Genomic DNA, 26,936 nt, shown 5'->3' on the forward strand with positions numbered 1-26,936 from the left:
CTCCGGGGAGCGGGCCCCGTTTCGCTGTGCGGCGCCGAGTGCCCGCCACGGGCCGCTCGCGGCTGTCCGCTCGGCGGCGAGCTCGGCTCCCGGGACGCGTCCGTGTGGCGATTCGCGTCAGTTCCGGGACGAGTGCAGGTCGACCAAGCGCAGCACGGTGCGTTCCAAGGCGTGGTCGGCGTCGGCGGCCATGCCCTTGACGTCGGCGTTGAGCGCGGCGACCGCCCGCAGCGCCTCGGACACCGTGGCGCTGCTCCAGCCCCGCGCCTGGCCCTGCGCCTTCTTCACCTTCCACGCGGGCATGCCCAGCTCTCCGGCGAGCCGGAACGGATCCCCCCGGCCGTAAGCGGCGACCCGGCCGATGGTGCGCACCGAGTCGGCCAGAGCATCGGCGATCAGCACGTGCGCCACACCCAGTTGCAGCGCCCACCGCAACGCCTCCAGCGCTCCGGCCCGGTCCCCGGTCACGGCCTTCTCCGCCACGACGAAGCCGGTCACCTCGGCACGCCCGCGGTGGTAGCGGTGCACCGCCGCGTCGTCGATCTTGCCGCCGGTGTCGGCGACCAGCTGCGAAGCAGAAGAGGACAGTTCACGCAGGTCGAAACCGACCGCTTCGATCAGCGCGCCCACCGCGGCGGCGTCGATGCGACCGCCCGCACGCCGGACCTCGTCCTTGACGAACGACTCGCGCTGCGAGCCCTTGGTGATCTTGTTGCATTCGGTGACCCGGGCGTTGAGCTTGCGCAGCGCGTTCGGCAGTTCCTTCGCGTTCTTGCCGCGACCACCGCCGTTGTGCACGATCACGAGCACCACGCCGTCCGCGGGCTGCCGGGCGTGGGACAAGATCGCTTCGGCGATCTCCTTGCCCGCGTCCTGCGCGGCCTCCAGCGCCACCACGCGGCCCTCCGCGAACAACGAGGGGCTGAGCAACTCGTCGAGTTCCGGCGGGGTGAGTTCACTCACCTTGATCCTGCGCAGCTCGGTTTCCGGGTCTGCCGCGCGGGCCGCCCCGACCGCCTCCCACAGGGCGCGCTCCACCAGCAGTTCCTCGTCCCCGAGGATCAAATGCAGCGGATCGCAGACCACCGACGGAGAACTCATAGGGGCATCGTCGCATGACCCTGCGACACCGCGGATCGTTCCCGTGCGCTGGACCGTGCTGGCCAGGACGCGGCGCCCTCCCGTAACGTTGCCGCCACAACCGAATAGCTCATCCAGAGGGGCAGAGGGAACGGCCCGATGAAGCCCCGGCAACCATCTCGACCATTCGCGGCACTCGCGAGGCAGTCGAAGAAATTGGTGCCAACTCCGACCCGCCCGCGGGACAGATGAGGAAAGGACCTCGCGATGACTGCTGCCGCTCAAGCCCCGAACTCCACCGGTAAGACCTACGACCTGGGTCCCGCCGTCGAACTGGTGTCGAAGGAAGAGGGCCACCGCCAGCCCCTGGCACCCGAGTTCGTCTCGCTGGAGGACTTCTCGCCCCTCGAGGTCGCCTACGACTTCGGGCGCATCCGCCGCGAGGACATCGAGTCCGGACCGCGGTCGATCTGGCGCTACAAGAAGCTGCTGCCGGTGCCGACGAACGTCGAGGAGCACCCGAACACCGAGCCCGGTTGTACGAGGCTGGTGCGCGCCGACAATCTCGCGAAGGCGCTCGGCGTCAAGCGGATCTGGATCAAGGACGACACCGGCAACCCGACCCACTCCTTCAAGGACCGGGTCGTCGCGGTGGCGCTGGCAGCCGCCCGCGAATTCGGCTTCAAGGTCCTGGCGTGCCCCTCCACCGGCAACCTCGCCAACGCCGTGGCCGCCGCCGCGGCCCGCGCGGGCTGGGACTCCGTGGTGCTCGTCCCCTCCAACCTGGAGCGGGCGAAGATCCTGATGAGCGCGGTCTACGAAGGCTCGCTGCTCGCGGTGGACGGCAACTACGACGACGTGAACCGGCTGGCGACCGAACTCGCCGCCGAGCACGAGGACTGGGCGTTCGTCAACGTCAACGTGCGGCCGTACTACTCGGAGGGCTCCAAGACCCTCGGCTTCGAGGTCGCCGAACAGCTCGGCTGGCGGCTGCCGGAGCAGATCGTCGTTCCCATCGCCTCCGGTTCCCAGCTGACCAAGGTCGACAAGGGCTTCCGCGAACTCGGGCAGACCGGCCTGGTCGAGCCGAGCCCCTACCGGATCTTCGGTGCGCAGGCCACCGGGTGCTCCCCGGTCGCCACCGCGTTCAAGAGCGACCACGACGTGGTGCAGCCGGTGCGCCCGGACACCATCGCGCGCTCGCTGGCCATCGGGGCGCCCGCGGACGGGCCCTATGTGCTCGACGCGGTCCGCCGCACCGGCGGGGCCATCGAGGACGTCACCGATGAGGAGGTCGTGGCCGGCATCCGGCTGCTGGCCCGGACCGAGGGCATCTTCGCCGAGACCGCCGGTGGCGTCACCGTGGCGACCGCGAAGAAGCTCATCGAAGCGGGCAAGATCGACCCGGACCAGGAGACGGTGCTGCTGATCACCGGCGACGGGCTCAAGACCCTGGACGCCGTGCAGGACCAGGTCGGGCCGAAGGCCACGGTCGCCCCCAGCACCGACGCGGTGAACGAGGCGCTGGGCCTGTGATCGCCGCCCGTGGGCCGCGGCGCGCCGCGGCCCACGGGACTCGCACGACCACCGGCAGGTCAGTTCTCGTCCGGCCGCACCGGATCCCCACGCTCGACGACCTCGCGGCCCTCCCCTTCGGCAACGATGGCGATGTCCCCGGACTCGTCGGTCCGCTGGATCCGCACTCCCATCCGCATCAGCGCGTCCATGATCAACGGGCTGGGGTGGCCGTAGTCGTTGCCCGCTCCGACGCTGATCACGGCGAGCTGCGGGCGCACCGCCGTGAGCAGCGCGGGCGTGGTGTAGCGCGAACCGTGGTGCGGCACCTTGAGCACCTCCGCGCGGAGATCGACCCCCGCCGACAGCAGTTCGGCTTGGCCGGGCAGTTCGACGTCCCCGGTGAGCAGCACGCGACCGGCCGGAGTCGTCGCTTTGACCACCAACGAAGCGTCGTTGGCGTCGTCGGCTGACCTGGTCCGCGCCAACTCGCCCCGCGGGCCGAGCACGTCGAGCACCAGCTCCGGCCAGCGCAGCCGCTGCCCCGCGTGCAGCGGGAGGACCCGAGCCCCGTGCGCGCGAGCGGTCGCCCGCACCTCCCGCGCCGCCCAAGCGGGTTCGTTCAGCGGGCCGACCGCGACCGAACCCACTCGCCGCCCGGACAGCACCGCCGGGAGCCCGCTGACGTGATCGGCGTGCAAGTGGGTCAGCAGCACCAGCGGCACGCTGCGAATCCGCAACCGTCGCAGGCATTCGGCCATCAGCACCGGGTCCGGCCCGGTGTCGATGACGACCGCTTCGCGGTCGCGCCCGGTGGCCAGCACCAGGCCGTCGCCCTGCCCGACGTCGCAGGCCACCAGGGCCCAGCCCGGCACCGGCCACGGCGCCACCTGGTGCCGGATCGGGATCACCACCACCACGGCGATCAGCACCAAGCTCACCAGGACCAGCCGGGCGATGCGACCGCGCAGCACGATCAGGGCGATCACCGAGAGCACCGTTAGCAACGCCCCGCCCAGCACCCCCGAGGGCCAGCCGAACGAGGCGCCCGGCACCGCCGCCGCGTGCCGCGCCACCGCGAGCACCCACTCCAGCTCCGGGCCCGCCAGCCACACCAGCGCGGTGGCCAACGGAGCGGAGATCGGAGCCAGCACCGTGGCCGCCACGCCCAGCACGGTCGCGGGCGCGACGAGCGGCCCGGCGAGCAGGTTCGCCGCCACCGCGACGAGGCTGACCTCCCCGGAGATCGCCGCCACCAGCGGAGCCGTGACCAAGTGCGCCGCCGCCGGCACCGCCAGCGACTCGGCGATCCCGACCGGCACTCCCCTGGCGTGCATCGCGCCCGCCCACACCGGCGCCAGCACGACCAGCCCGGCCGTCGCCGCCACCGACAGCGCGAAGCCCACCGTGGTGGCCAAGCCGGGAGCGAGCAGCAGCAGGCCGATGACGCTGGCCGACAAGATGGGCATCGCCGAGCGCTCCCGTCCCATCGCCAGGGCGAACAACGTGATCGCGCCCATCACGGCGGCCCGCAGCACGCTCGGCTCCGGCCCGGCGAGCACCACGAATCCGGCCATCGCCAGCGCGGCGCCCACCGAGGAGAGCACTGGTCCTGCTCCAGCCAGCCGCAGCACCAGCAGCACCGCTCCGCACACGATGGCGAGGTTCGCCCCGGAGACCGCCATCAAGTGGGTCAGCCCCGCGGTGTCGAACTGCTCCACGATCTCCGGCGGTAGCCGACCGGTATCGCCGACCACCAGTCCGGGCAGCAGACCGGCGGCGGCCGGGCCCAGCACCCCTCGCGAAGTCGAGCGCAGTCCTTCGCGGAGGTCTTCCGCCACCCGTTGCCAGCCGGGCGGCGGGAGCACCTGGGCCGGCGGCCGGTTGACCTGGACAGCGGCTGCCAGCAGTTCCCCGCCGCGCGGTGGAACCGCCCTCCCGGTCACCGTCATCTCCTGGCCCGCGATCAAGGTCCGCCACTGCGCCGTGGGCACCAGCAGCAGCGCCCTGCCACCGACCCGGGTCCGCCCCTCGCCGGTGTCGACGGAGCTCAGCCGCACGTGCGCCAAGGAACGGTCCTGGGCACGCCGCGCGCCGTAGGACGCGCCCTGCAGCGGACGCGGCGGTTCCGCGAGCGTGGCTCGCAGCGTCACCCGCTCGCCCTGCTGCGCCGCGACGCGCAACGGGTGCGTGCTGACCGCGTGGGCGCGCACCGCGATGCCCGCGCCGGCAACACCGGCGATGATCAGCACCGCGAGCAGGCCGTTGCGCCACGCCCGGCCCCGCACCGACCACGCCACCACCAGCAGCACCGCCGACGAGCACGCGAGGACCGTCGCCGGGACCCAGCCGCCGAGCAGCCCGACCAGCGTCACCGCCCAGGTCACGAGGGCCGCCGGAACGAGCCGCAGGTCGAGCAGCGCCGAGTGCGGGAAGGACGTCGCCCTCACACCTGGACCAGCTCGCGCAGCTTCGACAACCGGGTGTCGCCGATGCCTTCGACGTCCTGCAACTGATCGACGGAGCTGAAGCGCCCGTGCCGGGTGCGCCACTGCACGATCCGTTCCGCCATGACCTTGCCGACTCCGGGCAGCGCATCGAGTTGCTCCTCAGTAGCGGTGTTGAGGTCGACCTTCGTCGACGACGTCCCTGGTCCAGGACCCGGCTGGACCTGCCCGGCGTTCGCGCCCGGTGGTACCGGGACGGCGACGTAGAGCTGCTCGCCGTCGGCCAGCCGCCGAGCCAGGTTGAGCGCGGTGATGTCGGTTCCCGCGTTCGTGCCGCCCGCGGCTTCCAGCGCGTCCGCCACGCGGGCGCCGGACGGCACGGTGACCAGGCCGGGGCGCGCGACCTCGCCGACGACGCTGATCACCAGGTCCGGCGGCGGAGCGGGTGGTGCCGGGGCGGCCGGTGCCATTGGGACGGGCAGCGGCGGGCTCGGAGCGGGTTCGGCCACCGGGCGATCCACCCAGGTGGTGACGATGACGACGATGAGGGCGAGGACCGCCGCGAGCAGCAGCCCGAGCCGTCCCGCGCGACCGGGGTCGAGCCTGGCCCCCAGCACGGATTCGGGCAGCCACCGCTGCAGCACCCGCCGGGTTCGGGTGTCCGGTTGCGCCGTGGCGCAATGCCGTCCGGGGGATTCAGGGCCGGCGCGCGAATCGTGCTCGATTCCGGAATCGAGCGGATCCGCGGTGTCGCCGTGTCGGTGGGAATCCCGCTCTTGCGCTCGGGACTCACGATCGGCCTGCTGTTTCAGCGCGAGCAGGCGAGCGCGCGGGGTGGTCGCGGATTCGGGGGGATCGTGGAGAACTCCGCGGAGGCGGGTGGTGGCAGCCATGCCATCGACGCTAGAAGTCCGTTCCGGCCGCGACCAGACCCAATGTCAGGATCTGTGGATGAATCGATGACCTGTGGAAAACTCGACCGTCGAATTCACTCGAAAGCAGATGTATCCGCTATTCATCGGAATGAATCGCAGGATCAAGCGGTAGGCCGCCAGCCTCCCGGCAGCACCACAGCACCCAGCGCTCCGGGCCCGATGTGCGCCCCCACCACCGGCCCCACCTCGGACACCACGCACTCCAACGCCGCCGACGCGTGCTTGCGCAACTGCTCCGCGAGCCGCTCCGCCCACTCGGGAGCGGCCAGGTGGTGGATCGCGACCGACACCGGCCCCTCCTCCGCGGGCCGGCACACCAGGTCGAGCAGCCGGGCGTGCGCACGCGCCGTGGTCCGCACCTTCTCCAGCAGCTCCACCCGACCGTCGTGCACGTGCAGCAGCGGTTTGATCGCCAGCGCCGTGCCCAGCACGGCGGCCGCGGCGCCGATCCGGCCGCCGCGGCGCAGGTGCTCCAAGGTCTGCACCGAGAACAACGTCCTGGTCCGCTGGGCGATCAACGCGGCCCGGCTCTCCACCGCGGACAGGCTCGCCCCGCCGCGGGCGCTCTCCGCCGCGCCCAACGCGGCGAAACCCAGCCCCATCGCGGTGGATCGGGAATCGACGACGCGCACCCGCTCCGGGTCGACCTCCCGCGCCGCCAGCCGCGCGGCGTCCCAGGTGCCCGACAAGCGGCGGGACAGGTGGATGGAGACCACCCCGTCGGCGCCGGCGGACAACGCCTCCCGGTAAGCCGCCGCGAACTCGCCGACGCTCGCGCCCGAGGTCGTCACCCGCTGCTTGCGGTCCCACGCCGCCAGCAGCCGCCCCGAATCGAACTCGTGCTCCGGTACCGGCTCGGCGGACTGCACGCTGACGTGCAGCGGTACCACCTGGACCGCGTGCCGCTGCGCGAATCCGGTCGGCAGGTACGCGGTCGAATCGGTGATGACGGCTACGGACACGCGCGCAACCCTAAGGTCCGGCCGCCGCGCGCACCCTCGAGGGTGACCAGGCGCTCAGGCAGGCATGCCGCCGTTGTACGTGGTCAGCCGCCAGCGACCGGTGACCGCGTGCCGCGTCAGTACCACCCAGTGGCAGTTCGAGACCCCGCCGAGGCCGGGCCACATCTCCACCGGCCATTCCAGCAGCCGGGCCGTCAAACCGGTGATCAGCCCGCCGTGCGCGCACACCAGCGCGGTCGCCCGGTGAGCGGAGTCGAGCTCGTCGACGACCTCGAACGCGCGCTCGGCGACCTCCACGCGGGACTCGCCGCCGGGCGGAGCCCAAGTCGAATCGGACCGCCACACCGCCATCGAACCCGGCCAGCCGTGCTCGACCTCAGCGCCGCTGAGGCCCTGCCACTCGCCCAAGTGCGTCTCGCGCAGCCGCTTGTCCTGCCGCACCGGCATGCCGGAGACCTCGGTGAACGCGGCTGCGGTCGCGCTCGCCCGTCGCAGGTCCGACCCGACGGCGACCTCCGGCTCGAACGCCGCGATCGCCGGGGCCGCCCGGTGCGCCTGCGCGATGCCGTTCTCGGTCAGCGAGGTGTCGAGATGCCCCTGGATGCGTCCAGCGGCGTTGTAGTCCGTCTCGCCGTGCCGCCACAGCACCAGGCGATCCAAGCTCACTCGACGCCGTCCTGCTGCTCAGCCGGAACGGCGCTGTCGACGAAGTCGATGCGCGGGCAGTCCTTCCACAGCCGCTCCAGCTCGTACACCGAACGCTCGTCGGCGTGCTGCACGTGCACCACGACCTCGACGAAGTCGAGCAGCACCCAGCGCCCCTCGCGGGCGCCTTCCCTGCGCACCGGCTTGGTGCCCGCGGCGCGCATCTTCTCCTCGACGGCCTCGACGATCGAGTCGACCTGGCGCTCGTTCGGCGCCGAGGCGATCACGAAGCAATCGGTGATCACCAGCTGCTCGGAGACGTCGAGCAGCACGAGGTCGTTCGCCTTCTTGTCCGCCGCGGCCTGCGCCGCGACGAGGGCCAGCCTGCGGGCTTCCTCAGTGGCTGCCACGTCACTCCTCTCAGGCGGGCACGGTTCCGCCCACGCGCCCCAGGATAGCCAGCCCCACCACACCCATTACGACCACCGGGGTGCGCACGGGACGTGGACCACCACGACGCGTTCCGCAGAGTTCACGACTTCGGAACTTCCGAACAGGTGCGCGACCCCGCGGCAGTTGCTCCGATGCGCCGATCTCGATAATCGGTTGCGCCGATTCGGACACTGGATGCGAGGTCAACGAGAGGGGCGGGCGGGAATGCGGACCGCAGTTCCGGGCGACGAGCCGGAACTCTCACGAATCGTGCACGGCGCATGGTCTTGGGAATCGTCGGTGTTTCCACGGCCGTCGCTCGATGCCCCCGTCTTCACCGAGCCGACCCTCCCCGAGAACGTCCTCGTAGCCGTCGAGAACGCGCGTCCGCTGGGTTTCGCGAAACTGGTCCCGAGTTCACTCGCCCATCCCAAGATCGGACTCGCCACCGCCCACGTCCAAGTGATCTACGGGTGCTCGGTCGCCCCGGAGCACCAAGGACGCGACGTGGGGACCGCGTTGCTGCACGCGATCCGGCGGGAGTCCGTCGCGCGCGGCGCACGCCGGATCACGTTGAAGGTGCTCGGCTCCAACCCCCGCGCTCAAACGCTGTACCACCGGCACGGCTACCGGGTCGAAGGAATCCTGCGGGGCGAGTTCTTCCTGCAGGGGAACTACGTCGACGACGTCCTGATGGCACTGGACCTCAGCGCCGCCGCATGATCCGGCCCGACCCGACGACCGGTCACGGTCCCCACTCCGGTGCCGGTGAGCCGTCTTCGGCGCGGTAGAGGCCGCGCTTGGTGATGTACTGGACGATTCCGTCGGGTACCAGGTACCAGACGGGCAGGCCCGCGTTCACGCGTTCGCGGCAGCCGGTGGAGGAGATCGCCATCGCCGGGATCTCCACCAGCGACACCGAACCCTGCGGCAGGTGCGCGTCGTCGAGCGAGTAGCCGGGGCGCGTGACACCGATGAAGTGCGCGAGCTCGAACAGCTCCTCCACCCGGTGCCAGGACAGGATCTGCTCCAGCGCGTCGGCGCCCGTGATGAAGTACAGCTCGGCGTCCGGGTACAGCGCGCGCAGGTCGCTGAGGGTGTCCGCGGTGTAGGTGGGGCCGCTGCGGTCCACGTCGACCCGGCTCACCAGGAACCGGGGATTCGACGCGGTGGCGATGACCGTCATCAGGTAGCGGTCCTCGGCCGGACTGACCACGTCGTGGCCCTTCTGCCACGGCTGGCCGGTCGGCACGAAGATCACTTGTTCGAGGCCGAACTGGGCCTGCACTTCACTGGCCGCCACAAGGTGACCGTGGTGGATCGGGTCGAAGGTGCCACCCATGACCCCGATACGGCGCCGACGAGACATGACTGCACAGCCTAATCCAGCGACCTCCCAGGTAGCGCCGACGAGCAGCAGGACGGTGACTGATCACACGCTGCGCCCGCCGCGGCTCAGCCCGCGGGCCGCACGTGCCCGTCGCCGAACACGAGCCACTTCGTGGAGGTGAGTTCGGGCAGCCCCATCGGGCCGCGGGCGTGCAGCTTCTGCGTGGAGATGCCGATCTCGGCGCCCATCCCGAACTCGCCGCCGTCGGTGAACGCCGTGGAGGCGTTGACCATCACCGCGGCCGAGTCGACCCGTGCGGTGAACTGGCGCGCGGCGCGGACATCGCTGGTCACGATGGCCTCGGTGTGCCCGGATCCGTGGGCGCGGATGTGCTCGGTCGCCGCGGGCAGCGACTCCACGACGGCGGCGGCGATGTCCAGCGAGCCGTACTCGGCGTCCCAGTCGTGCTCTTCGGCGGCGACCACACCGGAACCACCGAGGCGGACGAACTCGTCGTCGCCGTGCACGGTGACCCCGGCGGTGCGCAGCTCGGCGACCGCGCGTGGCACGAACTCGGCGGCGACGTCCCGGTGCACCAGCAGCGTCTCCGCCGCGTTGCACACGCTCGGACGGCGAGCCTTGGAGTTGAGCAGGATGCGCAGCGCCGTGTCCGCGTCGGCGTGCGCGTCGACGTACACGTGGCAGTTGCCCACACCGGTCTCGATCGTCGGCACCGTGGACTGCTCGACGACCGTGGCGATCAGGCCCGCACCGCCGCGGGGGATGACGACGTCCACCAGGCCGCGCGCGGTGATGAGGTGCCGCACCGAGGCGCGGTCGTGGCTGGGCAGCAGCTGCACGGCGGCAGCGGGCAGCTCGTGCTCGACGAGCACCTCGCTGAGCACCGCGACCAGCGCGGTGTTCGACTGCTCCGCCGACGCGGAACCGCGCAGCAGCACGGCGTTGCCGGACTTCAACGTGAGCCCGGCGGCGTCCACGGTCACGTTGGGACGGCCCTCGTAGACTATGCCGACTACGCCCAGCGGCACCCGGACCTGCTGGAGCTGCAAGCCGTTCGCGAGCACGTTGCCGCGCACCACCTCGCCGATCGGGTCCGGCAGCCCGGCGACGGTGCGCAGCCCCTCGGCGATCCCCCCGACGCGGTCGGTGCTCAGCCGCAGCCGGTCGATCAGCCCGGCGGCGGTGCCGTTGTCCTCCGCGCGCGCGACGTCGAGCTCGTTGGCCGCCAAGATCTCCGGGGCACGCGCGACGAGCGCATCGGCCATCGCGTGCAGCAGCGCGTCCTTCGCGCCCCGCGGCAGCAGCGCCAGTTCGGCGGCGGCGTCCCGAGCGGACCGAGCCGCGTCGCGCACCTGGTCACGGAGTTCGTCGCCGGCGGTCTCCGCCTGCTGGGCGTCGGTGGGTTCGATGCTCGTCGTCACGCGACCAGCCTAGTGGGCGCCCGCAACCGAGTTCCGCTGGTGACGAAGCGACGGGCGGTGCCGGGCACGTCGGCGCCATCCGGTAGGAATCGAGGCGTGGACGAACAAGCCCTGCGGGAACTCGCCGATGAACGGCTCCGTGCGCTGGCCGGTCCGGATGCGGAACTGCGCGAAGACCAGTGGCGCGCCATCCAGGCCCTGGTGCTGCATCGTCGGCGCGCGCTCGTGGTGCAGCGCACCGGCTGGGGCAAGTCCGCGGTGTACTTCCTGGCCACCGCGTTGCTGCGGGAACTCGGCGAAGGTCCCACGGTGATCGTCTCGCCGCTGCTGGCGCTGATGCGCAACCAGGTCGAAGCCGCCGAAGCCGCGGGCGTGCGCGCCGCCACGATCAACTCGGCCAACCCGCAGGCCTGGCAGTCCATCGAGGAGCAGGTCGCCGTCGGCGACGTGGACGTGCTGCTGGTGAGCCCCGAACGGCTGAACAATCCCGATTTCCGGGACACCGTGCTGCCGGAGCTCACCCACAGCGCGGGCCTGCTGGTGGTGGACGAGGCGCACTGCATCTCCGACTGGGGCCACGACTTCCGCCCCGACTACCGCAGGCTGCGCACGCTGCTGGGCGAGCTGCCCGAAGGTGTCCCGGTGCTGGCGACGACGGCCACCGCCAACGACCGCGTGGTGCAGGACGTGTCCGACCAGCTCGGCGTCGGCGGCGAGTTCAGCGACCCGCAGGAGACGCTGGTGCTGCGCGGCACCCTGGACCGGGAGAGCCTGCGGCTCGGCGTGCTGCGGCTGCCGACGGCGCAGGCGCGGCTCGCGTGGCTGGCGAGCAACCTCGGCGAGATGACCGGCTCGGGGATCATCTACACGCTCACCGTCGCGGCCACCGACGAAGTCGCCGGGTACCTGCGCGACCAGGGCTTCGAGGTCGCTTCCTACTCGGGTCGCACCGACCCTGAGGAGCGGCAGCGCGCGGAGGAGGACCTGCTGGCGAACCGGGTGAAAGCGCTGGTGGCGACCTCCGCGCTGGGCATGGGCTTCGACAAGCCCGACCTCGGTTTCGTGGTGCACCTGGGTGCACCGTCCTCGCCGATCGCCTACTACCAGCAGATCGGCCGCGCCGGTCGTGGTGTGCGGCGCGCGGAGGCACTGCTGCTTCCCGGGCCGGAGGACCAGGAGATCTGGCGCTACTTCGCGTCGCTGGCGTTCCCGCCAGAGGGCACCGTCCGCTCGATCTTGGACGCCCTTGCCGAAGGGGGCACCTTGTCCACGGCCGGGCTGGAGCCCCGCGTCGAACTGGGCCGGTCCCGGCTGGAGATGGTGCTCAAGGTCCTCGACGTGGACGGCGCCGTGCGGCGGGTCAAGGGCGGCTGGGAAGCGACCGGGGAACCGTGGAGCTACGACGCCGAACGCTACGGGCGCATCGCCGCGGAACGGGCCTCCGAGCAGCAGGCGATGCTGGACTACCTGGCCACCACCGAATGCAGGATGGAGTTCCTGCGCCGCCAGCTCGACGACCCGTACGCCGAACCGTGCGGGCGCTGCGACAACTGCACCGGGGAGAACCGCTCCGCCGACGTCGACGAGCAGGTGGTCCAGCAGGCGCAGGAGCGGCTGCACCGGCCGGGCGTGGAGTTCGAACCGCGCAAGATGTGGCCGAGCGGGATGGAGGCGCTGGGCCTGGCGGTCTCCGGGAGGCTGCCCGCCGGGGAACGCGCCGAACCGGGCCGGGCCGTGGGCCGGTTGACCGACATCGGCTGGGGCAACCGGCTGCGCGAACTGCTCGGCACCGGTGTTGCGGACCAGGAGCTGCCCGAGGACCTGTTCCAGGCTTGCGTGAAGGTGCTGGCGTCCTGGGAGTGGGAGCAGCGGCCGGTGGGCGTCATCTCGATCGGCTCGAACAGCAGGCCGCTGCTGGTGCGCACCCTCGCGCAGCGCATCGCCACGATCGGCCGGTTGCCGCTGCTGGGCGAGGTGGCGACGAATCCGGCGACGACGCCGAAGCGCGGCAACAGCGCGCAGCGCGTCGGTTCGCTGCGCGGGCAGTTCAAGGTGCCGGAGGACCTGGCCCCGAAGGTCGCCGAGCTGGACGGCCCGGTGCTGCTGATGGACGACTACACCGACACCGGCTGGACCTCGGCGATCGTCGCCCGCACCTTGCGGCTCGCGGGCGCCCCGGCGGTGCTGCCGTTCACCCTCGCCTCCACCGGCTGAACCCCTCCCCTACCTCCCGCTCCCTCGCACCACCACCTATGCCACGGACGTCACCGCCTCGCTGCGATGTCGCGGACGGGCGGTGTCCCCTCGGACGTTCGCCGGGAGATCGCTGGGGGTGGGTGGCGATCGGGGTGTTTCACGCGAAACGGTGGGTCCGGTTGGTGGGAAGGGTTTCCAGGCGGGCACCGAGCGCTTTAGTGTGATCCGACCCACTAGCCCGTGTGGGGGATCGATTCGGGGAGGGGCGGACGGTGACGGCTACATCCGTGCCCGAGCGGCATCGGCTGCCGATGCGCAAGCTCGTCGCGGCCAGCATCGGCAATGCCATCGAGTGGTACGACTGGACGATCTACAGCGCGTTCAGCGTGTACTTCGCGAGCCGCTTCTTCCCCGGTGAGCTGGCGCTGGTGAACACGCTCGCCACGTTCGCGCTGGCGTTCTTCTTCCGCCCGCTCGGCGGCTGGCTGCTCGGCCGGTTCGCCGACCTGCGCGGCCGGAAGACGGCGATGCTGCTGACGATCGCGCTGATGGCGGGCGGTTCGCTGCTGATCGGGGTGCTGCCGACCTTCGACCTGATCGGCTGGGCGGCACCCGCGCTGCTCGTGCTGGCCCGGATCGGGCAGGGCCTGTCGCTGGGCGGTGAGGTGTCGAACGCGTCGGCCTACCTGGCCGAGATCGCCCCGGCGAGCAGGCGCGGGCGCTACTCCGCCTTCTTCTACATCTCCACCGGCACCGCGCTGCTCATCGCCTCGTTGCTGGGTTTCCTGCTGACCTCGGTGCTCAGCGAGCAGCAGCTCACCGACTTCGGCTGGCGCATCCCGTTCGTGATCGGCGGCGTGCTGGGGCTGATCGGCGTGTGGTTGCGCCGCTCGCTGGAGGAGACCGAGCAGTTCGAGGACAACCGGGAGAAGGCCCGCGCCCTCGCGAAACCGCTGCGGACGACGTTGCGGTTGCACCCCAAGGCGGTGGGCCAGCTGATCGGCTTCAGCATGCTCTCGACGCTCTGCTACTACACGTTCTTCAGCGCGCTGACCCCGTTCGCGGTGAAGACCCGCGGCGCGGACGCCACGGACGTCTTCCTGGCGCTGTCGGTGGCCACCGCGCTGTTCATCGCCCTGCAGTACCCGATGGGAGTGCTCTCGGACCGCTTCGGGCGCAAACCGCAGCTGCTGGCGTGGTCGGCTGCGACGGCGGTGCTGATCGTGCCGCTGTCGGCCCTGGTCCGCCCCGGGCTCGGCAGTCTGCTGGTGGTCTTCTGCATCGGCGTCGGCCTCTACACGGCGATGACGTCGATCGCCCCGGCGATCATGTCGGAGCTGTTCCCGACGGAGCTGCGCGGCCTGGGCATCGGGGCTTGGTACAACCTGACGGTCGCCGTCTTCGGCGGCACCGCTCCGCTGGTGATCCAGGGGCTGGCCGCGGTCAACGCGTCCACCGCGTTCTTCTGGTACATCGCAGTCAGCGCCGTCGTCGCGTTCCTGGTGATCCGCACCTTGCCGGAGACCAAGGGCACCGAACTCCGCTGAGCGCGCGCGTCGTCAGCGCAGTGCGACCAGGTCGTCGGCGTGGACGACCTCGCGGCGCTGCTCCGCGGGCAGTTCGTGGGTCGAGCGGCCGATGAGGTCGGGCAGTTCGCCCGCGTCGTAGGCGACCACACCACGCGCCACCACGATCCCGGACGGATCGAGCAGCTCGACCACGTCACCGCCGTCGAACGCGCCCTCCACCGCGGTGATCCCGGCCGCGAGCAGCGAACGCCGCCGCCGGACCACGGCCGCGACCGCCCCGTCGTCCAGCCACAACCGGCCGCGGGCGCCCGCGGCGTGCGCGAGCCAGAACCGGCGGGCCGAGAGCCGGGTGCCGGTGGCCGCGAACGCGGTGCCCACGTCGGCGTCGCCGAGCGCCCGACCGGCCTGCGCGGCGGAGGTCAGCAGCACCGGGATGCCCGCGGTGCACGCGACCCTGGCGGCCTCGACCTTGGAGGCCATGCCGCCGGTGCCGACCCCGGTCCCCGAGCCGCCCGCGTCCACCCCGTCGAGATCGCCCGCACCGGTGACCTCGCGGATCACCGATGCGCCCCCACCACGCGGATCCCCGTCGTAGAGGGCGTCCACATCGGACAGCAGCAGCAGCGCGTCCGCGCCGACGAGGTGCGAGACGAGCGCGGCCAGCCGGTCGTTGTCGCCGAACCTGATCTCCGCGGTGGCGACCGTGTCGTTCTCGTTGACCACCGGCACCACGCCCAGCGTGAGCAGGCGGTTCAGCGTGCGCTGCGCGTTGCGGTAGTGCGCCCGCCGCACCACGTCGTCGGCGGTGAGCAGCACCTGCCCGACGGTGCGGCGGTAGCGGGCGAAGGACTCGGCGTAGGCGTGCGCCAGCGCCTGCTGCCCCACGCTGGCCGCGGCCTGCTTCGTGGCCAGGTCACGCGGCCTGCGGCGCAGTCCCAGCGGTGCGATCCCGGCCGCGATGGCCCCGGAGGACACCACGACCACCTGGCCGCCCGCATCGACGCGGGCGGCGACGGCGTCCACCAGCGCGGCGAGGCGCGCCTGGTCCAACGCGCCCTTCGACGTGGTCAGCGAGGACGATCCGACCTTGACGACGAGGCGGTGCGCCGCCGCGATCGACTTGCGGGTCGGCGACAGCTCCACCTCGTCGGTCATGCGTCCTCCTCGGCTCCCGCATCGCCGATGTAGCCGCCTTCTTCGTCGAGGTGCGAACGACGTGCCTTCTTCGCCGCCTTGCGCTCAGAAGCACCCACGCGATCGGTCGAGTCCAAGCGGTTGTCGGTGCCTCGCCCGCTGAGCATCGCGGCGACGCCGGCCGGGGTGGACGGCTCCCAGTCGAAGGTCACGCTGCCGATGGTGACCTGGCTGCCCGGCTCCGCGCCGGCGCGGCCCAGCGCCTCCTCCACCCCGAGCTTCGCGAGCCTGTCGGCGAGGAAGCCCACCGCCTCGTCGTTGTCGAACTGGGTCTGGCGCACCCACCGCTCCGGCTTCTCTCCGCGCACGACGAACGCCGCGTCGTCCTCCGGGTCGGTTTCGATGGTGAATCCGGAGTCGCCGATGGCGTGCGGACGCACCACGACCCGCGCCGGTTCGGGTTCGGGCAGCGACGCCCGGTAGCGCTCGACCTCCTCGGCCAGCGCGAAGGTCAGCTCGCGGAGGCCTTCGTGGCTGGCCGTGGAGACCTCGAACACGCGCAGGCCGCGGGCTTCCAGGTCCGGCCGGATCAAGTCGGCGAGCTCGCGCGCCTCCGGCACGTCGATCTTGTTCAGCACCACCAGCCGTGGCCGGTCGGCGAGGTCGCCGTGCTCGCCCTGCAGCGCGGGCGTGTAGCGGGCCAGTTCCGATTCCAGCGCGTCCACGTCGGACAGCGGATCGCGCCCCGGCTCCATCGTCGCGCAGTCCACGACGTGCACCAGCACCGCGCACCGCTCGATGTGGCGCAGGAAGTCGAGGCCCAGCCCGCGGCCTTCGCTCGCGCCGGGGATCAGACCGGGCACGTCGGCCAGGGTGAACACCGTCTCGCCCGCGGTGACCACGCCGAGGTTCGGCGCCAGCGTGGTGAACGGGTAGTCCGCGATCTTCGGCTTCGCGGCGGACACGACCGAGATCAGCGAGGACTTGCCCGCCGAGGGGAATCCGAGCAGACCGGCGTCGGCGACGGACTTCAGCTCCAGGACCAGGTCGAGCTGCTCACCCGGCTCCCCGAGCAACGCGAAACCGGGGGCCTTGCGGGCCTTCGAGGCCAGCGCGGCGTTGCCGAGACCGCCCCGGCCGGCTTCGGCGGCCACGAACGTGGTGCCGGGGCCGATCAGGTCCGCCAGCACCTCGCCGTCCTCGGTGAGCACCACGGTCCCGTCCGGCACCGGCAGGATCAGGTCCTCGCCGATCGCACCGTTGCGGTGGCCGCCCTTGCCCGGCTTGCCGTTGGACGCGCTCGCGTGCGGCCGGTGGTGGAAGTCGAGCAGCGTGTGCACGCCCGAGTCGACGACGAGCCGCACGTCGCCGCCCCGGCCGCCGTTGCCGCCGTCGGGGCCGCCGAGCGGTTTGAACTTCTCCCGGTGGACCGAGGCGCAGCCATTGCCCCCATCGCCCGCGGCGATGTGGATGGTCACGCGGTCAACGAACCGCGACACGAGTCCCTCCAGGTACAGACAGTGCGGACATCAGAGCGCCCGCGAACGCGAACGCGAACGAGGGGCGGGACCGGTTTGCGAACCGGACCCGCCCCTCGTCGGGAAAGTGCTGTGCCGAGAGCCGGGTCAGACGACCTCGGCCGGCACGATGTTCACGGTCTTGCGACCGCGCTTGCTGCCGAACTCGACCTCGCCGGCCGAGAGAGCGAACAGCGTGTCGTCCTTGCCGCGGCCCACGTTCAGGCCGGGGTGGAACTTCGTGCCGCGCTGCCGAAGCAGGATCTCGCCGGCCTTGACGACCTGGCCGCCGTAGCGCTTCACGCCCAGATACTGAGCGTTCGAGTCGCGGCCGTTACGAGAGCTGGATGCGCCCTTCTTATGTGCCATGACTACTCAGGTCCTCACTTGGTGATGCCGGTGACCTCAACGCGAGTCAACTTCTGACGGTGACCCTGGCGCTTCTGGTATCCGGTCTTGTTCTTGAACTTGTGGATGCGGATCTTGGGGCCCTTGGTCTGCTCGACCAGCTTCCCGGTCACCGAGACCTTCGCCAGTGCGTTGGCGTCGGCGGTGACGTCGGTGCCGTCGACGACCAGAACAGCCGGGAAGGTGACCTCGGTGCCGGCGTCGCCTTCGAGCTTCTCGACCTCGACGACGTCCCCGACCGCCACTTTGTACTGCTTGCCGCCGGTCTTGACGATCGCGTACATGAGTCGGAAGTCTCCTGCTACTCGGTTCGCTTGGTTCACCCGTTGACGCCCTCTCCGGCGAGCCGGAGTTCCTACCGCCCGGCCAGGCCGGGCTTCGGGGGGTTCCTGTGTCGCGACCCTCGTCCCCACGAGGGGCACACCGGGTTCCACAGGCGTTTTGCCTCTCCGCCCGTCCGGCGGCGAGAAGTGCTCACACAGCATACAGACCGCCCGATGACGCCCGGCCGCTAGGGGTCCGAGCCGCCGGGAGCGGGCAGGTGGTCAGCTTATTCCACACCACCGCACCACCGGAGAACCGGGTGGGGCAACGGCGCCTCGCCGGTGGCTCGACGATCATCGGGAAAGGCCGCGCACCAGCCGGAAGGCGCGGGAGAAGACCGTCACCGGCGATGTCCGGACAAACGCCCGAACGCGCGCACGCCGCTTGCTACGGTGAGTCGCCGTTCGACCGTGACATGGGGAAAGCGCGTGACCGAGATCGCATCCGAGTCCATTTCGGGGCGGGGCGAGCACGCATCGTCCGGGGACGTCGACGACCTGCCGCGCGACCGCTTCCAGCGGCTCCGCGAAGGACCGCTCGGCCCTCGGCTGCTGCTGCTGTCGGCCCTGGTACCGCCGTTGATGATGCTCCGGGAAGTGCTGCGCTCACCTCAGCTGCACTTCTACGACTACTGGTGGGTCCTGCTGGACATCACCGGTGAGGACGGCTCGCTGCGGCCGGAAGCGCTGTTCGGCTTCCGCAACGAGCACCCGTTCGTGCTGCCGAGCCTGCTGTTCTGGCTCAGCGCCCGGTTCGGGCACGGCCTGAACCATCCGCTGGGACTGGTGGTGCTGGCCTTCGGCGTGGGTTGCGTGCTGCTGGTGTGGGCGATGCTGCCCGCTTCGCTCGGCCGGTGGCAGCGCGCCGCGCTGGTGCTGGCGACCTCGACGCTGGTGTTCAACCCGCACGGCATCCACAACTTCGTGCGCTCGATGAGCGGCGCCTCGTGGATCTTGGCGATGCTGCTGGTGCTCGGTGCGCTGCTGGCGATGCAGCGAGGACGGCTTCCGATCGCCGTGGTGCTGGGGTTGCTGGCCTCGATCAGCTACGGCACCTCGTTCGCGGTGTGGCCGGCGCTGTCGCTGGTGGCGTGGTTGCGCGGCGAACGGCGTGCGCGCGTCGCCACGCCGATGATCGTCGGGGTTGTCGTGGTCGCTACCTGGCTGGTGCTGCGCGGCCCGCAGGGCGGCGGGGGCGCTTCCCCGACCGACGACCCGGCGCAGGCGCTGCTGGCCGGGCTGAGCATGCTCGGCATGGTGTGGACGGGCACCGAGCCCTCGCTCGCGCTGGTCGCCGGGGTCGCCGGGCTGGCGCTGCTGGCCGTGCACCTGCCCGGTTGCCTGCGTCCCGAGCACCGCTCGGCGAGCGCTCCCTGGTGGGGCCTGGCGGTGTACGCCGCGGGCTGCGCGGTGATGATCTCCGGTTCGCGGGCCGCGTTCGGCGAGTCCGCGGGCTTGCAGAGCCGCTACAACAGCATGACCGCCGCGCTGTGGATCGCGGTGCTCGTGATCACCGTGGCGTGGGCCCGCTGGCCCGCGGTGCGGTCGGTAGCGGTGTTCACCACCGTGCTGAGCACCGTGGCGCTGGGCGCCCCGATGGCGCAGACCGTGCGCGAGGACGCGCCGAACCAGCAGCTGCTCGCGGTCGCCGCCAAGGTCGGCGCCACCGACGCGTTCACCGATCGCTTCCCCTCCCCCGAACGGCTGCTGCCGCGGATGCGGGCGCTGGGGCACTACCCGTTCTCCGAGGAGTTCACGCTGGGCTGCGGCGACGGCACCGAGATCGGCTCGCGGGTGGACACCTCCGGCTGGCGGGTGCCGAGCGTCGGCAGCTACCGCGAACCCCGCCCGGCCGGGTGGGACGTGATCCTGAACGTGGAGACCGACCAGATCCAGGGCGGCGCGCGGATGCTCAAGGGCTGGGCGATCTCCGGCATCGAACGGGCCGAGTGCGTCGCGGTGCTGGACCAGGCCGGTCGCGTCGTCGGAGGCGGTGTCGTGGACATCCCTCGGTCCGACGCCGAAAGCCAGACCGTCGGCATCGAGATCGGTCTCGGCTACCGCGCGGTGGCCCCGGCGACGAGCACCGGCCCGCTGCGCGTCGCGTTCCGCTTCCCGGACGGCTGGTGGGCCCGTCCCCTCACCGAGAACCCGAAGGTGGCGTCATGAGCGAACGCACTGCGGACGTCGAGGTGTCGTTGCTGGCCCCGGCGAAGAACGAGGGTGAGAGCCTGCCGAAGCTGTTCTCCGAGATCACCGCGGCGATGGAGGCCCAGTCGCGCAGCTGGGAACTGCTGATCGTCGACGACGGCAGCACCGATGACAGCTGGCGCGTCATCACCGAGCACACCGCGGTGGACCCGCGGGTGCGGGGACTGCTGTTGCGGCGCAACTTCGGCAAGGCCGCCGCGCTGGCCGCCGGGGTGGCCGAGGTGCGCGGGCGGCTGCTGGTCACCCTCGACGCGGACCTGCAGGACGACCCGGCGGAGGTGCCGCGGCTGCTCGCGGAGCTCGACGCGGGAGCCGACCTGGTCAGCGGGCACAAGGCGCAGCGCAAGGATCCGCTGGGCAAGCGGTTGCCGTCGAAGTTCTTCAACTGGATGACCGGCGTGATCACCGGCCTGCGGTTGTCCGACCACAACTGCGGGCTCAAGGCGGCCCGGACCGAGGTGTACCGGCGGGTGCCGCTGTACGGCGAGCTGCACCGCTACATCCCGGCGCTGGCCCACCAGCTGGGGTACCGGGTGCGGGAGCTGCCGGTGCACCACCGGGCGCGCGAGCACGGCACGTCGAAGTACGGGCTGGAGCGCTACGTGCGCGGCGCGCTGGACCTGCTGACGGTGGTGGCGCTGACCCGCTACGGGCGCCGGCCCGCGCACCTGTTCGGCGGGCTGGGCGTGGTCGCGGGCTCGCTCGGCACCCTGATCCTGCTGTACCTGACCGGGGTGTGGGTGTTCACCGAGAACTCGATCGGCACCCGGCCGCTGCTGACGCTGGGCATCCTGCTGGAGATCTTCTCGGTGCAGATGATCTCCACCGGGCTGCTCGCCGAGCTCGTGCTGCACCGCACCGGGCGCGATGAGGACGTCACCGACCTCGTCGCGGACACCACGACGGCCGTGCGCTCCGCGGCCTGATCCGTCCGACTCCGTCCGCCGATTCCCCGCCGCACACCGGAGAACGAGCGGACAGCGCTCGTCACGCGACCTAGTATCCGGTCCATGCTGACCGATCGGGAGCTCGAACTGGTGCGGCGGGCGACGGCGGTGCTCGACGGCGCGACGCTGAACGAGAACCACCAGGTCTCGGCCGCCGCCTACGACGCCACGGGCGCGGTGTTCACGGGGATGAACGTCTCGCACTTCACCGGAGGCCCGTGCGCGGAACCGGTGGTGATCGGACAGGCCGCGGCCTCCGGTGCGGCACCGCTGACGACGATCGTCGCGGTGCTGGCGCGCGGCATGCGGGTCATCCCGCCCTGCGGCCGGTGCAGGCAGCAGCTGTTCGACTACTACCCGGACGCGCGGGCAATCATCCGGGGCGAGAACGGGCTGGAATCGGTGCCGATCACCGACCTCCTCCCGTTCCCGTACGACTACCAGGACTACGAACCGGACGCCCCGCCGATCGCGCTGCACCTGTGGGACGGCTACCTGGACGCGGTCCGCAACGGCACCAAGCGCAGCACGGTCCGGGTGCACGACCCCGTCGTGCCGGGACCGATCCGGCTGATCTTCGAGCACGACGGCGGGTCCGCGACCACGCTGGCGGCCGAGGTGACCGAGGTCGAGCACAGGACCGTCGCCGAGCTGACAGAGCAGGACGCCGTGCTCGACGGCTTCGCGAACCTGGCCGAGCTGCGCACCGCGCTCGACGCGCACTACCCCGGCCTGACCGGGGCCACGGAGCTCGACCTCGTGCGCTTCGCAACGACCGGGTGAGCAGCGGCTCGTTCCCGGCGCATGCGGTCCCGCAGCGCGACGACCGCCTGCGGCCCGGTGCGCGACATGCCTACGGCAGCATGAGGTCGTGGCCCCCTACGTCGAGCACCCTGTTCCCGGTGCCCTGCACGAGGCGGTCAGCTGCGGATGGATGCAGGAAGTGCCGTCCGGTGGCCACGTGCAGCGCGTCCTGCCGGACGGGTGCCTCGACCTGATCTGGCGCGACGGCGTGCTCGAAATGGCGGGACCCGACACCGGACCACGGCTCGTGCCGCTGGCCGCTGGCGGGATCGCCGGGCTCCGGATGCGCCCCGGCGCGGCGCGGCTGCTGCTCGGCGAGGTGCCCGCCGCCGAACTCCGCGACCGGCGGGTCGAGCTGGGCGAGCTGTGGGGGCCGAGAGCCCGGCCGGTGCTGGAACGGCTCGCGGCGACCGCGCGGGCCGCTGAAGCCTCGGACCTGCTGGTGCACCTCGCCCGCACCCGGCTGCCCGAGTACCGGCACGACGCGGCCGTCGCGGAGGCGGTGCGGCTGCTCGGTGCTCCGGGACCACCGAGCGTGGCGGCGTTGTCCGAACACCTCGGCCTCTCTCCCCGGCATCTCCGGCGGCGGTTCACCGCGGCCGTCGGCTACGGGCCGAGCACCTTGGTGAGCGTGCTCCGCTTCCAGCGCGCCCGTTCCCTCGACGCCGCTCGGCTCACCGAGCTCGCCGCCACCGCCGGGTACGCCGACCAAGCCCACTTGAGCAGGCAGGTGCGGCGGTTGTCCGGGCTCACCGCCGCCGAACTGCTCAGCAGCCGTACGCGCGCAGGGTCCGCAGCACGTCGATCGTGACCCGCGGGCGGGATTCCAGCTCGGTGCCGGGCGCCCACCGCCGCCAGCGGATCTGCCACCCGCCGTCGTCCTGCTGCGCCGCCGCCAGCGCGTCGAGGCTCACCGCGATCTCCTCGTCGGAGAACCACGAGCGCGCCACTCCGTCCGGGCGGGGCGCGTAGTCGTGCGCGAAGTGCCACTCACCGGGCGCGTAGCCCGGCATCAGGTGGGACCGCTCGGGGTTCGCCGGGTCGAGCGCCACGATGCGCTGCTCTCGCACCAGCTCGCCGAGCCGGGCCGCCGCCGCGACGGCGCGATCCCGGTCCGGCACGTGGTCGAGGAACGCGACCGCGGCGTGCGCCTCGTAGGGGTGCGTCTCGGTGAGCGCGTCGATCCGCCGCCAGCAGAACTCGGTCGCGCCCGGCAGCCACGGGTGCTCGAAGGAGTTCCGGTGCAGTTCGCCCGCGAGCAGCGCGGTGGACAGCAGCTCGCTCAACGGCTCGTCCTCGACCGGCATGAACGGCGGGTGCGGCTGGTCGCGCAGCGACGGGTCGACGACGGGCACGCCGCCGTCCGCGCCGGTGATGGAGACCAGCTGGTCGACGATGCCCGCGGCGTGTTCCGGGGTGCAGCGACCGATCTCGCCGAGCACGCTCAGCGCGGCGTGCGCACCGAGCGGCTGGCTCACCGGCCCCCGCATGTCCGGATCCAGGGCGTAGCCGAAGCCGCCGTCGGAGCAGCGGTAGGGCTCCAGCGCCGCCGCCACCCGCTCCGCGGTGCCCGCGCCGAACAGGTACTCGAAGCGGCGCTGCTCCAGCACCCGGGCGGTCAGCCAGATGAACCGCTCCGCCGCCGCCAGCCGATGCGTGTCCGTTGCGCCATCACTCATACCCGGACGCTAAACCGGTCGTGGTCACCTGTCTTGAACGAATCGGCCGCCGCGCGGCTCGGCACTGGGGCGAGCGGTTCCGGCCGCCCCGGCCGGAACGACCGCGGGCGGGCCGGGAAATCCCGGCCCGCCCGCGGCGTGGGTGGTGCTCAGCTCTCGGAGTTCGCTCCTGCGGTGGCGTCCTCGGCGTTGCCGGGGACGGCGTCGTCCGGCGGCGGACCCGCGGGACGCGACGCCGCACGACGGCGCGGGCGCCGGGCAACCGAGGCGGTCGCCGGGGCGGGCACCTCCGGAACCCCGTTCGTCGCGGGCTCGCTCGGCTTCTCCGCCACCGTCATCACCACCGGCTCCACCGGGGTGCCCGCGCTACCGGCAGGGCGGCTGACCTTGCGCCGCCGGGAGCGGCCGTTGGTCTCGCCGGTCGCGGCGGATTCCGGCTCGGCCAACGCCGCGGGCCGCGCGGGTGCCGACTGCGGAGCAGGCGTGCTCTCGGGCTTCGCGGGAGCGGGCTGCTGCGGCTCCGCCGTGCGATCCGCGGACGCCGCTGCGGGAACTGACGGCTGAGCCTCCCGCTCCTGCTTGCCGGAGCCGCGCTTGTCGGAGTCCTGCTTGCCCGACTCCTGCTTACCGGAGTCCTGCTTACCGGAGTCCTGCTTGCCCGACTCCTGCTTGCCCGACTCCTGCTTGCCCGACTCCTGCTTACCGGAGTCCTGCTTGCCCGACTCCTGCTTACCGGAGTCCGACTTCTCCGAGTCCTGCTTGCCCGCCTGCGAGTCCTTCGCCGCCTGGTCCTGCACGACGCCGTTGCGCTCGGCGTGCTGCGAGCCGTCCGACTCCGGCGTCTCCTGCTTGCCGCGGTTGCGGTTCCGGCGCGAACCGCCGCCACCGCCGCCGTTGCCGGAACCGGAGTTGCCGCCGCCCTGAGCGTGCTGGTGCACGGCCGGGTCCGTCGAGACCAGCAGGCCCCGGCCGCGGCAGTGCTCGCAGGTGCTGCTGTAGGCCTCGAGCAGACCGGTGCCGACCCGCTTGCGCGTCATCTGCACCAGCCCGAGCGAGGTCACCTCGGCCACCTGGTGCCGGGTGCGGTCCCGCCCGAGGCATTCGGTGAGGCGACGCAGCACCAGGTCCCGGTTCGACTCCAGCACCATGTCGATGAAGTCGATCACGATGATGCCGCCGATGTCGCGCAGCCGCAGCTGGCGCACGATCTCCTCGGCCGCTTCCAGGTTGTTCCGGGTGACCGTCTCCTCGAGGTTGCCGCCCGAGCCGGTGAACTTGCCGGTGTTGACGTCGATGACGGTCATCGCCTCGGTGCGGTCGATCACCAGGTAACCGCCGGAGGGCAGCCACACCTTGCGGTCCAGCGCCTTGGCGATCTGCTCGCTGATCCGCTGCTCGGTGAACACGTCGTTCTTGCCGACGTGCCTGGTGAGCCTGCTCATCAGGTCCGGCGCCACGTGCTGCACGTAGGCTTCGATGGTGTCCCAGGCGTCGCCGCCCTGGACGACCAGCGACGAGAAGTCCTCGGTGAACAGGTCCCGCACGACCTTGATCAGCAGGTCCGGCTCTTCGTAGAGCAGCTGCGGAGCCTGGGCCTTCGGCGTGTCGGCCTTCTCCTTGATGATCTCCCACTGCGCCTGCAGGCGGCGCACGTCGCGGTCCAGGGCCTCCTCGGAGGTCCCCTCGGACGCGGTGCGGATGATCACGCCGGCGTTGTCCGGGACGATCCGCTTGAGGATCTCCTTGAGCCGCTTGCGCTCGTTGTCCGGAAGCTTCCGGCTGATGCCGGTGGCGCCGCCGCCCGGCACGTACACCAGGAATCGGCCCGGCAGGCTGATCTGCGTGGTCAGCCGCGCGCCCTTGTGCCCGACGGGGTCCTTGGTGACCTGCACGAGCACGCTGTCACCGGTGGACAGCGCCTGCTCGATGCGGCGCGCCTTGCCTGCGAGCCCGGCGGCGTCCCAGTCGACCTCACCGGCGTAGAGCACGGCGTTGCGGCCCCGGCCGATGTCGACGAACGCGGCCTCCATGCTGGGCAGCACGTTCTGCACCCGGCCCAGGTACACGTTGCCGACGAGCGACCCGGAACCGGAGGCGGTCACGAAGTTCTCGACGAGGACGTTGTCCTCGAGGACCGCGATCTGCGTCTGGTCGCCGTTCTCGCGTACCACCATGCGGCGGTCCACCGACTCGCGGCGGGCGAGGAACTCCGACTCGGACAGCACCGGCGCGCGGCGGCGACCGGCTTCGCGGCCGTCCCGGCGGCGCTGGCGCTTGGCCTCCAGCCGAGTGGAGCCCTTGATCGCGCGGACCTCGTCGTCGCTGCTCTCCTGGCGACCGTTGTCCTGCCGCTCCTCGCGGACGTGCACGACGGTGTTCGGCGGGTCGTCGTCCCGGTTCTGGCCGTCGTCGTCCCCGGAGCCCTTGCGGCGACGGCGACGACGGCGACGGCGGTTGCCGTCGTCGCCGGAGTCCCCGTCGGAGTCGCCGGCGGGCGCGTCGGCGGGCTTCGCGTCCTGGTTGCCGTCGGTGGTCTCGGCGGAGTCGTCGCCGGAGCCCTTGCGACCGGCCTCCTTGCGCGCCTCCTTGCGGGACTGCTTGGCGGGCTTGTCCTGCTTGCCCTGCTTGTCGGCGTTGTCGCGACCGCCTTCGTCGTCCTGCTCCTCGCCGGAGTCGGACTGGTCGCCGTCGCCGCCCTTGCCGCGGCCCCGGCCACGACGGCCACGACGGCGTCGGCGCCTACCGCCCTGGTCGTCGTCGTCACCGTCGGTGTCGGCGTCGGCGGACTCGTCGACGTCGGCGGTTTCCGAGTCGGCGTCGTGCTGCTCGACGGGCGCCTCGGCGGGCTGCTCGACGGCGGGCTTCGCCGCGGCGGGCGCCGGACGTGCGGCGACGGGCTCCGGAGCGAGGAACATCGCCTGCGGGGCCGCGAACACCGGGTTCAACCCGGCGGCCTCGGCGCCCTCCTGGCGTTCGGGCTCGGCGGCGGGTTCAGCCGCGGCGGTCTCCTGCTGGTCGGCGCGACCGGACTGCTCGGCCTGCGGCATCGCCGCGTCCGAGTCCGCCGGTTCGCCGTCGGCGATCTGCTCCGGGCGCAGGTCCTGCACCACCTGCAGCGCGACCTCGCGCGTGATGTTGGATTGGGCGCTGCGCACCGGTTCGCCGAGCGCGTCCAGGGTGGTGATGACCTCCCTGCTGCTCGCCCCCAGCAACTTCGCCAGCGCGTGCACCCGCAGCTTCGCGGGCAACTCGAAAGTGCCCGAGCCGCTTTCCTGCGTGGATGTGGACGATGGCCCGCTGGTGTTCCCAGCGGGCGTTTCCCTGTTCGACATTCAACTCCTCCGCCCCCGGGCGCGTCCGTGGACGCGGCCGCACAGGAGCATGTGCGTTCTGCGGTCTC

At 71.8% G+C, this 26,936-nt stretch carries 22 protein-coding genes and 1 riboswitch; of the genes, 8 read left to right on the forward strand and 14 right to left on the reverse strand.

Annotation, left to right across the window (positions count from 1 at the left end; all coding sequences use genetic code 11):
- Positions 1–117: 117 nt before the first annotated feature.
- Positions 118–1,101 carry a DNA polymerase III subunit delta gene (gene holA / locus OOZ19_RS15465; protein WP_266090798.1) on the reverse strand — a complete coding sequence of 328 codons (984 nt, stop codon included), beginning with the start codon at positions 1,099–1,101 and terminating at the stop codon, positions 118–120.
- A 106-nt stretch (positions 1,102–1,207) separates the two neighbouring features.
- A riboswitch (SAM riboswitch) is annotated at positions 1,208–1,335 on the forward strand.
- A gap of 12 nt (positions 1,336–1,347) precedes the next feature.
- Here holA and thrC point away from each other — a divergent pair.
- On the forward strand, positions 1,348–2,616 hold the full coding sequence (gene thrC / locus OOZ19_RS15470; protein WP_266090799.1) for a threonine synthase: 1,269 nt from the start codon (positions 1,348–1,350) through the stop codon (positions 2,614–2,616).
- A 59-nt stretch (positions 2,617–2,675) separates the two neighbouring features.
- Here thrC and OOZ19_RS15475 read toward each other — a convergent pair whose 3' ends face one another.
- The 5 genes from OOZ19_RS15475 to rsfS all read right to left on the reverse strand — a co-directional run bounded on the left by OOZ19_RS15475 (position 2,676) and on the right by rsfS (position 7,994).
- Positions 2,676–5,045 (reverse strand): ComEC/Rec2 family competence protein, encoded by a 2,370-nt coding sequence (locus OOZ19_RS15475; RefSeq protein WP_266090800.1) that lies wholly within the window; start codon positions 5,043–5,045, stop codon positions 2,676–2,678.
- A complete protein-coding gene (locus tag OOZ19_RS15480; RefSeq protein WP_266090801.1) occupies positions 5,042–5,686 on the reverse strand; it encodes a ComEA family DNA-binding protein in 645 nt (214 codons plus the stop codon). Before OOZ19_RS15480 ends, OOZ19_RS15475 begins: the two co-directional genes overlap by 4 nt.
- 392 nt (positions 5,687–6,078) lie before the next feature.
- A complete protein-coding gene (locus OOZ19_RS15485) occupies positions 6,079–6,939 on the reverse strand; it encodes a DegV family protein (RefSeq protein ID WP_266090802.1) in 861 nt (286 codons plus the stop codon).
- A 54-nt stretch (positions 6,940–6,993) separates the two neighbouring features.
- Positions 6,994–7,605: a histidine phosphatase family protein gene (locus OOZ19_RS15490; RefSeq protein ID WP_266090803.1), complete on the reverse strand. Its 612-nt coding sequence runs from the start codon at positions 7,603–7,605 to the stop codon at positions 6,994–6,996.
- Positions 7,602–7,994 (reverse strand): ribosome silencing factor, encoded by a 393-nt coding sequence (gene rsfS / locus OOZ19_RS15495; RefSeq protein ID WP_184477674.1) that lies wholly within the window; start codon positions 7,992–7,994, stop codon positions 7,602–7,604. The genes OOZ19_RS15490 and rsfS overlap by 4 nt, the downstream gene beginning before the upstream one ends.
- Before the next feature lie 322 nt (positions 7,995–8,316).
- Between rsfS and OOZ19_RS15500 the strand changes: the two genes are divergently transcribed.
- Positions 8,317–8,739 (forward strand): GNAT family N-acetyltransferase, encoded by a 423-nt coding sequence (locus OOZ19_RS15500; RefSeq protein ID WP_266090804.1) that lies wholly within the window; start codon positions 8,317–8,319, stop codon positions 8,737–8,739.
- Between the two features lie 22 nt (positions 8,740–8,761).
- On the opposite strand, the gene nadD is transcribed toward OOZ19_RS15500, so the two are convergent.
- Together nadD and OOZ19_RS15510 are read right to left on the reverse strand one after the other, a co-directional pair.
- Positions 8,762–9,385, reverse strand: coding sequence for a nicotinate-nucleotide adenylyltransferase (gene nadD / locus OOZ19_RS15505; protein WP_266090805.1), 624 nt, complete (start codon positions 9,383–9,385; stop codon positions 8,762–8,764).
- 86 nt (positions 9,386–9,471) lie between these two features.
- On the reverse strand, positions 9,472–10,788 hold the full coding sequence (locus tag OOZ19_RS15510) for a glutamate-5-semialdehyde dehydrogenase (protein ID WP_416309440.1): 1,317 nt from the start codon (positions 10,786–10,788) through the stop codon (positions 9,472–9,474).
- Between the two features lie 96 nt (positions 10,789–10,884).
- On the opposite strand from OOZ19_RS15510, the gene OOZ19_RS15515 reads away from it, so the two are divergent.
- Together OOZ19_RS15515 and OOZ19_RS15520 are read left to right on the forward strand one after the other, a co-directional pair.
- Positions 10,885–13,002 (forward strand): RecQ family ATP-dependent DNA helicase, encoded by a 2,118-nt coding sequence (locus tag OOZ19_RS15515; protein WP_266090806.1) that lies wholly within the window; start codon positions 10,885–10,887, stop codon positions 13,000–13,002.
- A 293-nt stretch (positions 13,003–13,295) separates the two neighbouring features.
- Positions 13,296–14,531: an MFS transporter gene (locus OOZ19_RS15520; protein ID WP_266090869.1), complete on the forward strand. Its 1,236-nt coding sequence runs from the start codon at positions 13,296–13,298 to the stop codon at positions 14,529–14,531.
- A gap of 12 nt (positions 14,532–14,543) precedes the next feature.
- On the opposite strand, the gene proB is transcribed toward OOZ19_RS15520, so the two are convergent.
- From proB to rplU, 4 genes are all read right to left on the reverse strand, one after another.
- Positions 14,544–15,668, reverse strand: coding sequence for a glutamate 5-kinase (gene proB, locus OOZ19_RS15525; RefSeq protein WP_266090807.1), 1,125 nt, complete (start codon positions 15,666–15,668; stop codon positions 14,544–14,546).
- A complete protein-coding gene (gene obgE, locus OOZ19_RS15530; protein ID WP_266090870.1) occupies positions 15,665–17,158 on the reverse strand; it encodes a GTPase ObgE in 1,494 nt (497 codons plus the stop codon). The genes proB and obgE overlap by 4 nt, the downstream gene beginning before the upstream one ends.
- A gap of 114 nt (positions 17,159–17,272) precedes the next feature.
- Positions 17,273–17,533 (reverse strand): 50S ribosomal protein L27, encoded by a 261-nt coding sequence (gene rpmA, locus OOZ19_RS15535; protein ID WP_184477669.1) that lies wholly within the window; start codon positions 17,531–17,533, stop codon positions 17,273–17,275.
- 14 nt (positions 17,534–17,547) lie between these two features.
- Entirely contained in the window at positions 17,548–17,856 is a 309-nt protein-coding gene (gene rplU / locus OOZ19_RS15540) for a 50S ribosomal protein L21 (RefSeq protein ID WP_184477668.1), read from the reverse strand.
- 468 nt (positions 17,857–18,324) lie between these two features.
- Between rplU and OOZ19_RS15545 the strand changes: the two genes are divergently transcribed.
- The 4 genes from OOZ19_RS15545 (at position 18,325) to OOZ19_RS15560 (ending at position 22,668) form a co-directional block, all read left to right on the forward strand.
- Positions 18,325–20,064, forward strand: coding sequence for a hypothetical protein (locus OOZ19_RS15545; RefSeq protein ID WP_266090808.1), 1,740 nt, complete (start codon positions 18,325–18,327; stop codon positions 20,062–20,064).
- Positions 20,061–21,032, forward strand: a complete 972-nt coding sequence (locus OOZ19_RS15550; protein WP_266090809.1) for a glycosyltransferase family 2 protein — start codon at positions 20,061–20,063, stop codon at positions 21,030–21,032. Before OOZ19_RS15545 ends, OOZ19_RS15550 begins: the two co-directional genes overlap by 4 nt.
- A gap of 84 nt (positions 21,033–21,116) precedes the next feature.
- Entirely contained in the window at positions 21,117–21,836 is a 720-nt protein-coding gene (locus OOZ19_RS15555) for an ASCH domain-containing protein (RefSeq protein ID WP_266090810.1), read from the forward strand.
- Between the two features lie 88 nt (positions 21,837–21,924).
- Entirely contained in the window at positions 21,925–22,668 is a 744-nt protein-coding gene (locus tag OOZ19_RS15560; protein ID WP_266090811.1) for a helix-turn-helix transcriptional regulator, read from the forward strand.
- On the opposite strand, the gene OOZ19_RS15565 is transcribed toward OOZ19_RS15560, so the two are convergent.
- Positions 22,625–23,536 carry a hypothetical protein gene (locus tag OOZ19_RS15565; protein ID WP_266090812.1) on the reverse strand — a complete coding sequence of 304 codons (912 nt, stop codon included), beginning with the start codon at positions 23,534–23,536 and terminating at the stop codon, positions 22,625–22,627. The two genes, OOZ19_RS15560 and OOZ19_RS15565, sit on opposite strands and share 44 nt — an antisense overlap.
- Positions 23,537–23,685: 149 nt before the next feature.
- Entirely contained in the window at positions 23,686–26,868 is a 3,183-nt protein-coding gene (locus OOZ19_RS15570) for a translation initiation factor IF-2 N-terminal domain-containing protein (RefSeq protein WP_266090813.1), read from the reverse strand.
- Positions 26,869–26,936 lie beyond the last annotated feature (68 nt).

Source organism: Saccharopolyspora sp. NFXS83 (assembly GCF_026241095.1).
Classification (GTDB): Bacteria; Actinomycetota; Actinomycetes; order Mycobacteriales; family Pseudonocardiaceae; genus Saccharopolyspora_C.

Excerpts from the sequence above, each read along its gene's own strand:
- holA (WP_266090798.1), bottom strand. The coding sequence starts at position 1,101 with ATGAGTTCTCCGTCGGTGGTCTGCGATCCGCTGCATTTGATCCTCGGG.
- thrC (WP_266090799.1), top strand. The coding sequence starts at position 1,348 with ATGACTGCTGCCGCTCAAGCCCCGAACTCCACCGGTAAGACCTACGAC.
- nadD (WP_266090805.1), bottom strand. The coding sequence starts at position 9,385 with ATGTCTCGTCGGCGCCGTATCGGGGTCATGGGTGGCACCTTCGACCCG.
- OOZ19_RS15520 (WP_266090869.1), top strand. The coding sequence starts at position 13,296 with ATGCGCAAGCTCGTCGCGGCCAGCATCGGCAATGCCATCGAGTGGTAC.
- proB (WP_266090807.1), bottom strand. The coding sequence starts at position 15,668 with ATGACCGACGAGGTGGAGCTGTCGCCGACCCGCAAGTCGATCGCGGCG.
- rpmA (WP_184477669.1), bottom strand. The coding sequence starts at position 17,533 with ATGGCACATAAGAAGGGCGCATCCAGCTCTCGTAACGGCCGCGACTCG.
- rplU (WP_184477668.1), bottom strand. The coding sequence starts at position 17,856 with ATGTACGCGATCGTCAAGACCGGCGGCAAGCAGTACAAAGTGGCGGTC.
- OOZ19_RS15550 (WP_266090809.1), top strand. The coding sequence starts at position 20,061 with ATGAGCGAACGCACTGCGGACGTCGAGGTGTCGTTGCTGGCCCCGGCG.
- OOZ19_RS15555 (WP_266090810.1), top strand. The coding sequence starts at position 21,117 with ATGCTGACCGATCGGGAGCTCGAACTGGTGCGGCGGGCGACGGCGGTG.
- OOZ19_RS15565 (WP_266090812.1), bottom strand. The coding sequence starts at position 23,536 with ATGAGTGATGGCGCAACGGACACGCATCGGCTGGCGGCGGCGGAGCGG.
- OOZ19_RS15570 (WP_266090813.1), bottom strand. The coding sequence starts at position 26,868 with ATGTCGAACAGGGAAACGCCCGCTGGGAACACCAGCGGGCCATCGTCC.